A 9150-nucleotide genomic window follows, 5' to 3' on the forward strand; every position below is an offset into this window, starting at 1 on the left:
CCTGCCGGGGAAAGTCGTACACGCATTCGGCAGCGGCGGGCGTAAACGCCCTGGTGGCCAGTTTCCGCTTGCCACCATAGATCGGATCCCCGACAAGCCCATGCCCGGCATGGGTCATATGAACACGGATCTGGTGCGTTCGCCCGGTCTCGAGCCAGCATTCGATCAGAGCAAGACCAGCAGGCGTGCCAAATGTTTCAACTACCCGCGTGCGTGTCACCGCGTGACGCCCGCCATGAAACAACACCGCCTGCCTTTGGCGGTCGGTCTTGTGCCGCGCAAGCTGGGTGGTCACACGCATGATGTTTCCCGGCTCAAAGCTCACCCCTTTGACGCCTCGCAGACGGGGATCACTTGCATCCGGAACCCCGTAACACACAGCGCGGTAATAGCGTTCGACACTATGTGCTGCGAATTGTTCGGCCAGCCCGTGATGTGCGGCGTCTGATTTGGCGACCACCAGAAGACCGCTGGTTTCCTTGTCGATCCGGTGAACGATACCGGGGCGTTTCACCCCCCCAACACCTGACAAAGCCTCACCGCAATGGTGTAGCAAAGCGTTGACCAGCGTACCCCCGGGCGAGCCCGGCGCGGGGTGCACCACCATGCCTGCTGGCTTGTTGACGACGATCACGTCTGCGTCTTCGAAAACAACTTCAAGCGGGATGTCTTCTGCGCCGATGTGGCTGTCTTCAGCCTCGGCCACAGTTATGACGACCTGCGCCCCTTCGGACACTTTGGCCTTTGGGTCCTGCATCCGGGTTCCGTCGATCCGAACTGCGCCATCCTCGATCAGGCGCGCCAGCCGCGTGCGCGACAGGTTTTCACCGTCTGGCACATCCCGCGAAAGCGCCTTATCAAGGCGAGGCGGCGGATCGGCCGCGATCTGAAACTCAATCTGGCGGGTGCCCATGACTGTCCCTTCCGAACCCCAAGAACCGCAGGAAACCCCGCAGCTGCGATTGCTGCGGCGGATGGTCATGCTGCTGACCGCGGTGATGATTGGCGGGGTTCTAGTGACATTCGCCCTGATTGTCATCCGCCTATCGGACCGCACACCCACCTTGCCGGATCAGATCGACTTACCCGATGGTGCGCGGGCACAGGCCCTGACCATCGGGTCCAACTGGTATGCGGTCGTGACCGACGACAACCGCGTCCTGATCTTTGACAAGACGACAGGAAAGCTGCGTCAGGAAATCGCCGTCGAGTAACCGGATCAGTTCGGGAACAGACGGGTACCGACCCAGGCCTCACCCATCTGCACATCCAGTTCGGGCGTACGCATCTTACGTTTTCCGCCAAACGGGCAGAGCGTGATTTCGCCCAGATAAATCTTGTCGCCAATTACATAGAGGTCCACCCGCGCAAATTCGACACGTTGCCCGACGGCTTCGGCGATTGCGACCATATCGTCAAACACCTTTGGCTTGGGCTCGGTGTCATCGCTTGTCTGGAAATACAGCTCTTTCGGGATGAAGTTGAAATCCCGGTCGTGGATCATCTGCACATGTCCCCGAGAGCGGTCCCGGTCGACCTGAACAATCTGGACCTTTCCGGCGACAACCCAGAATTTCCAATCGATGTTGTCCTGACCTTCAGCCGCCAGATCCTCTTCAAGGAAATAGCGCGTTTCAATCGTGGAATACCACCATTCTGCCGCCCAAAACCCGTGGGGAATGGGTTTATTGTTCCAATTGGCAAGCTTTTCCTGGGCCAGGTTGCGGTCTTCTGTGTTCATGGGCCAGGTGACCCTATGGTTTTGCCCCTGCCCGTTATTGCATTTGAGCCAATAGCTGCCCGGCTCGAGGTCGAGGTCTTCCGGCAACTCAGGCGAAGATGAGACCCAATAGCGCTTCACCGGTGTAACAAGGTTCCTGGCTGGTTCCGGGATATAGTTCTCCGCCGTCAATCTGTCTGCCGGCGACACTTCAGGCATCTCGCCAAACATCTTCATGACCAGGAGTTTTTCTGTAAGCGTCTTCGGCGCACTCAAGTCTGGCAAACGGCGGTGCGCTTCAGAAAACTTAAAGATAGATAGCATCAGCGCATTCAGACGCGCCGGGTCGTTGGCAAAGTGGTCCCAACCACGCAGAAAGCCGTCGCGCGACTGATCCTGTGCTCTGTAAAGACCAAGATTTTGGATTTTGTCCAACTCGAGCTGCGCGAATTTGAGGTACTCTTCGCGTTCGGATAACAAAGCAACGGACATCAATCCGCCAGTCGCTGCACTGATCTCTTCTTTCGTCGTCGTTAAGTCAGGAAGCACATCGGGGAAACTAACAGGCTTCGGCGCCCTTCTGCCGCCACGTGGCAGTGGTGCGTCGGTGGGTCTGATCCCCAAGCTGCGCAGCCTGCGGTCCAGGAATGAATAACGTTTTACACCCTTTGCAATCCACCAACGCATCCGCCGCCCCCATAGATGGACGGCTAGCGTTTCATCCTTGAGGTACTTATCGCGAAATTCCCGTGCATGAATGTCGTTCGCCTGACCCGTTTGCCGAAACGGCAAAGGGTAAAAGATCGGAGGTGGGCTGGCATGCCCTATCTCGCCATGATGCTGTAAAAACCATGTCATGACCTCTGGTCCATAAACACTGTGCGCCTGATCCGAGGCATGAGGCAACTCACCAGCCTTTTTCAGGCGTTCCAGCTTTTCGCGTTCCTCACCTTCTACCCACGGGCGGATCGGGAATGGATCAAGGCTGTATTCCGTATATGCCTTCAAAGCAGGGCTATCGGATGGCAACCGCATGATCGCGTTGCAAATCGTGGTGCGATTGAAGAAACCAAACACGTGATCCGCTTTCGGGACAGGCTTCAAAGCAACGACATCTGTGTCGCACCAGAGGAAATCGGTTTTTTGCATCAATTGCAGCCTGAAAATGTCAGACTGCGGGACCGGTGTTTTGAACTGGTTGTTCATGATGAACTGCTGCGGTTCGTGAATTTCGTTCGCCGAAACCAGTTCGATACCTTCGGGTACGTTTTCGACCTCGCCATAGTGGAACAGCACGACCCTGTGTCCGTTCGCAACAAAGGACAAAAGGCACATCTGTTCCAGAAAACTGAGAGGACCTTCCAGCCAGAGCATTCCGATTGTAGGAAGAGTGCTTTCCGCAGCCATATGCTGTTTCTCCGAGGGCAAGTCTTTCAGGACTCGGGCAGATTTTCGCTAGAGGACGGTTGAGTGTCCGCCGAAAGGCGCGCGTGCAATCCGCGGTCTTTTGCAACAAATTCAACAGCCGGCTTATTAAGAAGCGTCTGGTAAAGCGCATTGTACTCTGGCTGTTTGAGAAGGTCTTCGATCAACGCCTTGTGCCACAGGAATGCTTTTCGGTGCAGCCGTGCAAGCCGTTCGTCGGACTGAAATTCTGCCATCACCGCGTCAACGTCCTCCTTGTACCTGAGGATCGTCTCATCCGTCGCGCCACCCCGGTTCCAGCGGTCCCAGTATTCCGTTCCCAGCGTCTGCGAGGAGTGGTTGGCGCGCCCACGGCTGCGCTTGGCCAAATAGGCTTGTGTGGAGCGGACCGCGTAGTGATTGATCTGTGCAATCTCAAATCCAAAAGGCGGTGCAACATGGTTCCCAAAGGGTGCGGGTTCTTTCGCGTGCCCCCCGGGAACAGACCGGAATACACCTGCCTGAAACTCGGACTTGGGATGCGGGTTGTGCAACCCATAGCGGAGATAGACGTCGCCCTGCCGGAACAGGGATTTGACGAACCGGCGCCCCGCCCCGCCCTGCTCATACTCCAACTCACCATCGAAAAACCGCTGTGTCACCGGCGCGTCGCGCAGAATATGGCGACCGCTGTTTGAGAATATCTTCCATGGTATGGAAATGACGTCCACGCCCGGCGTCGCCTCGATCAGGTCGTCCACTTTGTGGTTTCCGACGTGAATATTCAGAAACTCATCCGCATCGCAGACATAGACCCATTTGGCTTCTTTCACGACGGGCAGACGGCGGGCCTGTCGCAGTGCTGATCTGTGAATCCCACCTGTGCCCACGCGGTTCCTGTGAAACTCAACATGACCCAGGGCCTCAAGGCGGCGCAGAATTTGGTTCGTACCGTCCGTGCAATCGTTGGTGTAAACAATGATCCTGTCGAAACCCAAAACTTTATGATGAGCCACCCATTCCAGAATGTACGGGCCCTCATTTTTCATCGCAGAGATGAGGATTTTTTCAGGCTTGTTCATCGCTGCCATTCACCCCAGACGCTTAGTCGCCCTGTTTCTTGCTGTCATCTTGCGGGGTGATTTTTTCAATAGCGATCTGCGCACCAGCAATTGCCCGGATACGCAATTCACGGGGGTGTTTGCCCAGAAACTCGTTGACGGCCCGGATCACTCCGTCGCCCCACCACCCCCGGCGGTGGTAATCATCAAACGCCATGATCCCACCCGATTTGATCTTGGGAAACAACGCCTCTAGGTCCGCAGTAACACCTTCGTAAGAATGATCACCATCGACATAGGCAAATGAAATGCTCTCATCGTCAAAAAGCTTTAATGCTGGCACCGAGAAATCGCGAATAATGCCAACCTTGCCCTCCTCGATCTCTTTTTCGAAGGACGTGACGACCTTCTGGAAGATGGCTTCCATCTTTTCGTCTTCGGTCCTGCCAACAAACGCCGTTGTATGCGATTCCTCGCCAATATGTTTCCAGGGGTCGATCAGAAACAACTGACTGGGTTCAAGCAACTTCAGGATTGTCGGAGAAAACTCGCCCTGCCAGACACCGATCTCAACAGCCACCCCACCCTTGGGAAGGCGCGTCAGGAACGTACGTCGGATCGCATCTTTTGTATTCTTGCGTTTGGTTGCTTTGTCTGCGTTCGGTTTATTCTGGCTGCCGGGAAGAGCACCGATCACTCTGGGTTCGTTTGACATCTCGACCTCACTTGCAGACGGGTATTGATTTCTCGCGAAACCCGTTTTGTTTATTGGGCAATGGCTAACATGTCGTTGCTTCAAGAACCAGAAGCTATGTGTCGTTTTTGGAAAGTGGTGGCAACTTGTCGATACCAAGCCACGGAGGCTCGAGGCTTGTAACCCGATAGTCACTCGCTTTGCTCGCGAGAAAACGGTTAATCGCCGAAGACATACCGGAATAAGACCCTTTGCCCCGCCTGTAGGATGTAAAGGCGATGCTCCCGCCCGGAGCCAGAACCCTGTCGATCCGGTTCAACAGCTGCAACATGACACGCTCGGCCCGAACCCCGCGTATGATCACGACACCAACGCTTTGATCTTCAAACAGCTTCAGCATCAAAGGCGGCAGCGCCCGGTAGACCCTCAGACGCCCAGCGACGATCGGTTCACGGAAGTACTCCAGCAATGAATAGAAGGTGCGATCCAGGGCCTGAAGTTTAGGATCTTGCGTTGTATCCTTGCAGGCGAACGTATCCCACGACAGCCCCCATGGCCCGATGATCGTCAATTGCGCAACTGCATCCAATGCAAGTATTTCTTCTACGATTTCGGTCTCGACATGCCCGATCAAAACCCAGTTCTTCTTGCCGCTGATTGACCTCAAGAACCGCTGTCGCTGCTCTTTCGTTCTTTCAACCTCCGGAGACACTGGCGGCAGGAAAGATGAGTCCTTCGGATCGAACGGCAAGTCCACCTGTTTTGCATCAGTGATTAATGCATGCTGCGCCGCCGCTTCTTCGTACTCCATGGCCGTTCCCAGGGAATCCAGCCGGGTAAACCAGGGGTAGTTATTGGGTCTTGAGTTTTCAGATTTGGACATCTTGCCCAAACGCGTCCATTTCGCAACTTGCGCGAAAGAAACTTCGGGGTCTTTGTAGGTCTCCGCAACAAAGGAAAGATCGCCTTCTTCCATCACGCCCAGATCCAGCGCCTTTATATATCGCCCCCCGGCAAAATTCTTGTACCGAGTTATGAATCCCTGTGCGGCCTCTGTTTCACGTATCTCCGAGATACGGCGCTTGTGATAAGCAACAGCTTTTTCGTGCAAGTCTCCCAGAACACGATCCGCACGTAGTTCATCATACGATTTTCCAAGGCGGTCCAATTTGGAAAGGATCGATAATTCTTCAACTTTGTTGAAGCAATGCATGTGCCAATAGGCTTGTCCCGTTGCCTCCATCTTGGGATGAAACGCGGTTGTGTTTACATCCCCCCGCAGCCGCTTCATCAGATAACTCTCGATGGATCGGACGGCATAGTGGTTCATCCTGAAAAACTGCTGCCCAAAGGCCGCGCCAGTAGTGGAATGGGACCAACCATTTCGCCGCATTGCAGGTGGCAAGGGATCTCCGTCACCATCAATCCATGCAAAGCTTTCGGCCTTACCGGCGATTGGGCCACGCGGACGGTGTGTGTTGATTGCCCGATAAGACCCGTTGTTTCTGACAAGCGATTTGAAGGCACGCACATTCTGCGGCGTCACCACCCCCAACTCTGCTGCAGATGTGAATTGTTCGATCACAAACTTGTCTTCAAACTCGACAATCCCATTGTGTCCGAACATCTGCCATATCGCGGCAAAGCCATCTGCATGTGGAAAGGTGCGAAACAGATCGTCCAGCGTACCGTCCCCAACACGGATATCGAGAAATTCGTCGACATCACAAACCAGAATCCACTCGGCTTCAGCGTACCAGGGATGTTCCATAGCGTTCGCATAGGCCGACGCCTGCGGCCCATGCTTCCAGGGACCGGGGTTATCGATATGCGCCAGAAAACCCAGTTCCTCGCATCTTTTCAAAATCGCGTCAGTGCCGTCGGAGCAGTCATTCGAGTTAACGATGAAATGCGTAAACCCGATCGAAAGGTAATACGCGATCCATTCAAGGATGAACGGCCCCTCGTCTTTCATCGTTGATATGACAAGTCTCATCGCACCTACCCGCAACCATGGCCCGCAAATTCAGGACGAAGGGAAAAATCGCATCATTGCAGAGGCATGGCACGCTTCCCGACACATGGCTTAGTTACGGGCCACGGATTTGCAATGCAAGTGAACAGACAAGAACGGCAAAGTCAGCTTCGCATAAGCTGATCCGCACTTCACAGGATACGAAAAGATTTGGTGCGGTCGAGAAGCATCCGGTAGTATCGAACTAGCCTCTCAGACCCCTTATTTTTATGGGCAAAGCGCCCTAGGGCAGCCATCAGGTTTCCCAAAATGTGTGCTGTATCCAGTGGTAGTGTGTGTTGTTTGCACTGTCAACGAGAGACAGTTTTTGGGGATGCAAATTGGTAAAAGGTACCCACTGTGTTCGACTTCGCTCGAACGAATGTGAAACCTTCGCTTTCTCTTGATGCCACCCTATGATGCCGTCAGTTTTCTTCCGGCTGGAGAGTTTCTTCACTGAAACTAGGAGGCGATGGAATTTCACCGTCGTTTAACGGGTCTTGGGGATGCCATGAACTCAGACCGGTGATCGGGCGCGTACAGTCGATTTTGACATTTCTAACCACAGGACCAAGTACTGACGCTCTGCTTTGCATTGACCACGCACTGGGCGGCAAACAGGGAAGTGTCCCGCCCTTGCCCCACCTTGGCCCATTCATTTTATCAACTCCATCGTTCCCAATTTTCGCTCCGCCAACCAACAAACCCGCGCCTGCGACAGCGACACCTGCCGCAAGCCCCCCTGTCAGCACAGTTGCGGCGGCAAAAAGCCCGGCGACACCTATTCCAGCGACAAGTGTCCCAAAGTTCCTCTCAACTTTGCCACGCTCATTTAGGTCTCGAAGTTGAAACTCACATTTGATCGTCCGAAATGAAACAACGCTATATAGCGTACTTGATAACTTCACTGAACAATCCGGAGGTGTTCGATCTTCCGACAGTACCAGCGTCTCCCAGCGGTCTTCGGTCTTGAACTCTCTTCTTATCTCAAACCACTTCACAGAACCGTCTGCGGCGGTGATAGTTCCATCATACTCTAGTTTGCTCCATGTTGGGCTTGCCATGACAAACGCCTCCACATCTTCAACATTTCACTGCGACACGAGGTCGAGGCAAGTTTAGCATCTTATCTGTTTGCGTATCAAACCTGCCTTAAGGGATATTGGTTCAAGCGGTTCAAGCGGTATCGTGCGCGTGTGAGTTTGTGGAGGCACGTCTTGGTTTTCTATCCTTCGAATGTCGGCACCCCTGCCCGTAAAAGGACAAGGTAAGAACGGTTGAACTCATCGCTGGCTGCGGTCTTAACACGCAGGGCAACGTCAAGGTTGGCTTGGGCTTCAACGTAGTCCAGAGCCATCACTTTGGCTTCAGTCTCAGAACCGTCAAAAGCCGCCATCCGGTTGGCTACAGCGTCGATCTTAACGCGGGCATCAGACACCCTCAGGCCAGCCTCTTGCAAATCCTTATGGGCTGCCCCTAGGGCGGTGATTATGTCGGTGTATGTCATATTCATTTTCTCTCTTGGACCCAGAACGCAGAAAGGCCCCAAGCAACCACCACGGGGGAACCGTAGTAGCCGCTCAGGGCCTCATCAGGGGCGTTTTAAGGGTCAGTTGATGGTGGATGTAAGGGGCGTGTTCTCGTCGGCCTCAGGGAAGTCTGGCAGGTCGCCTAGGGCTTCCTCTAGGGCGTTCGTCTGCCGTGCCTTCTCTTTGGCCTCGGCCTCTTCCGCCTCACGCTTCTTGTCTTCAGAGTTCAGGAAACGGTGTGCTTCAGCCAGCCAGCTAGCTTTAGGTTCAGAGCGCGAGACAACCTCGCCCGATGCGGGGTCAATCTCAGGGACGCCATGCGTCAGGCCGTCAAGAAACTTCTCTCTCAACAGGACCCTGATTTGTTCGATGCCCCCATAGTGGTTGTCACGTTCGCTCATTTGGCACCGTATGCTTTGCGCTTTGACTTGGCGGTCAGGTCGGCAACCTGCGCTTCAAGCTCTGCAATCCGTTCCGCGTCGGTCTTGGGAATTTCCATCCCCTGTGACGTGTCGACTTTCTGAGCAGCGGCCTCACGCGCCAGTGCTGCACGAAACTCGTTCATCTTGCGGTCCTCGGCTTCATTGGCGGCCTTCACGGCTTCGACCACAGGGTCGGCTGAGCCTCCCCATCTGAACTGGTCCACCGCTATGTTTAGGAAACGGAGGACCAAGAATGGCAAACAAGCGACCGAAGCCGGAAGAGATTGTCTCAAAGTTACGGCAGGT

Annotated in this window: 10 protein-coding genes; 1 reads left to right on the forward strand and 9 read right to left on the reverse strand. The window is 54.5% G+C overall.

Translation table 11 applies throughout. The features are described from left to right. Positions 1–913, reverse strand: a 913-nt coding sequence (locus AC2FNC_RS18955; RefSeq protein WP_496716278.1) for an RluA family pseudouridine synthase, incomplete at its 3' end; no start/stop codon positions are given. On the opposite strand from AC2FNC_RS18955, the gene AC2FNC_RS18960 reads away from it, so the two are divergent. Next, the gene (locus AC2FNC_RS18960) at positions 912–1214 is read left to right on the forward strand and encodes a DUF6476 family protein (RefSeq protein ID WP_480493405.1); all 303 of its coding nucleotides are present in this window, start codon (positions 912–914) and stop codon (positions 1212–1214) included. The genes AC2FNC_RS18955 and AC2FNC_RS18960 overlap by 2 nt on opposite strands. Positions 1215–1219: 5 nt before the next feature. Here the strand turns inward: AC2FNC_RS18960 and AC2FNC_RS18965 are convergent, their stop codons facing one another. The 8 genes from AC2FNC_RS18965 to AC2FNC_RS19000 all read right to left on the reverse strand — a co-directional run. Then, on the reverse strand, positions 1220–3127 hold the full coding sequence (locus AC2FNC_RS18965) for an ATP-grasp fold amidoligase family protein (RefSeq protein ID WP_496716279.1): 1908 nt from the start codon (positions 3125–3127) through the stop codon (positions 1220–1222). A 26-nt stretch (positions 3128–3153) separates the two neighbouring features. Further along, positions 3154–4206, reverse strand: a complete 1053-nt coding sequence (locus AC2FNC_RS18970) for a glycosyltransferase family 2 protein (RefSeq protein ID WP_480521138.1) — start codon at positions 4204–4206, stop codon at positions 3154–3156. Between the two features lie 22 nt (positions 4207–4228). Further along, a complete protein-coding gene (locus AC2FNC_RS18975) occupies positions 4229–4900 on the reverse strand; it encodes a class I SAM-dependent methyltransferase (protein WP_480622422.1) in 672 nt (223 codons plus the stop codon). Positions 4901–4994: 94 nt separating this feature from the next. Next, positions 4995–6875 carry a glycosyltransferase family 2 protein gene (locus AC2FNC_RS18980; RefSeq protein ID WP_496716280.1) on the reverse strand — a complete coding sequence of 627 codons (1881 nt, stop codon included), beginning with the start codon at positions 6873–6875 and terminating at the stop codon, positions 4995–4997. A gap of 443 nt (positions 6876–7318) precedes the next feature. Beyond that, a complete protein-coding gene (locus AC2FNC_RS18985) occupies positions 7319–7957 on the reverse strand; it encodes a hypothetical protein (RefSeq protein ID WP_496716281.1) in 639 nt (212 codons plus the stop codon). Between the two features lie 161 nt (positions 7958–8118). Then, positions 8119–8406: a hypothetical protein gene (locus AC2FNC_RS18990; protein ID WP_496716283.1), complete on the reverse strand. Its 288-nt coding sequence runs from the start codon at positions 8404–8406 to the stop codon at positions 8119–8121. 96 nt (positions 8407–8502) lie between these two features. Further along, positions 8503–8823: a hypothetical protein gene (locus AC2FNC_RS18995; protein ID WP_496716285.1), complete on the reverse strand. Its 321-nt coding sequence runs from the start codon at positions 8821–8823 to the stop codon at positions 8503–8505. Further along, positions 8820–9150, reverse strand: a 331-nt coding sequence (locus tag AC2FNC_RS19000; protein ID WP_496716287.1) for a hypothetical protein, incomplete at its 5' end; no start/stop codon positions are given. The genes AC2FNC_RS19000 and AC2FNC_RS18995, both read right to left, overlap by 4 nt.

This window comes from Ruegeria sp. BHSA123 (genome assembly GCF_059613425.1).

Excerpts from the sequence above, each read along its gene's own strand:
- AC2FNC_RS18960 (WP_480493405.1), top strand. The coding sequence starts at position 912 with ATGACTGTCCCTTCCGAACCCCAAGAACCGCAGGAAACCCCGCAGCTG.
- AC2FNC_RS18965 (WP_496716279.1), bottom strand. The coding sequence starts at position 3,127 with ATGGCTGCGGAAAGCACTCTTCCTACAATCGGAATGCTCTGGCTGGAA.
- AC2FNC_RS18970 (WP_480521138.1), bottom strand. The coding sequence starts at position 4,206 with ATGAACAAGCCTGAAAAAATCCTCATCTCTGCGATGAAAAATGAGGGC.
- AC2FNC_RS18975 (WP_480622422.1), bottom strand. The coding sequence starts at position 4,900 with ATGTCAAACGAACCCAGAGTGATCGGTGCTCTTCCCGGCAGCCAGAAT.
- AC2FNC_RS18980 (WP_496716280.1), bottom strand. The coding sequence starts at position 6,875 with ATGAGACTTGTCATATCAACGATGAAAGACGAGGGGCCGTTCATCCTT.
- AC2FNC_RS18985 (WP_496716281.1), bottom strand. The coding sequence starts at position 7,957 with ATGGCAAGCCCAACATGGAGCAAACTAGAGTATGATGGAACTATCACC.
- AC2FNC_RS18990 (WP_496716283.1), bottom strand. The coding sequence starts at position 8,406 with ATGAATATGACATACACCGACATAATCACCGCCCTAGGGGCAGCCCAT.
- AC2FNC_RS18995 (WP_496716285.1), bottom strand. The coding sequence starts at position 8,823 with ATGAGCGAACGTGACAACCACTATGGGGGCATCGAACAAATCAGGGTC.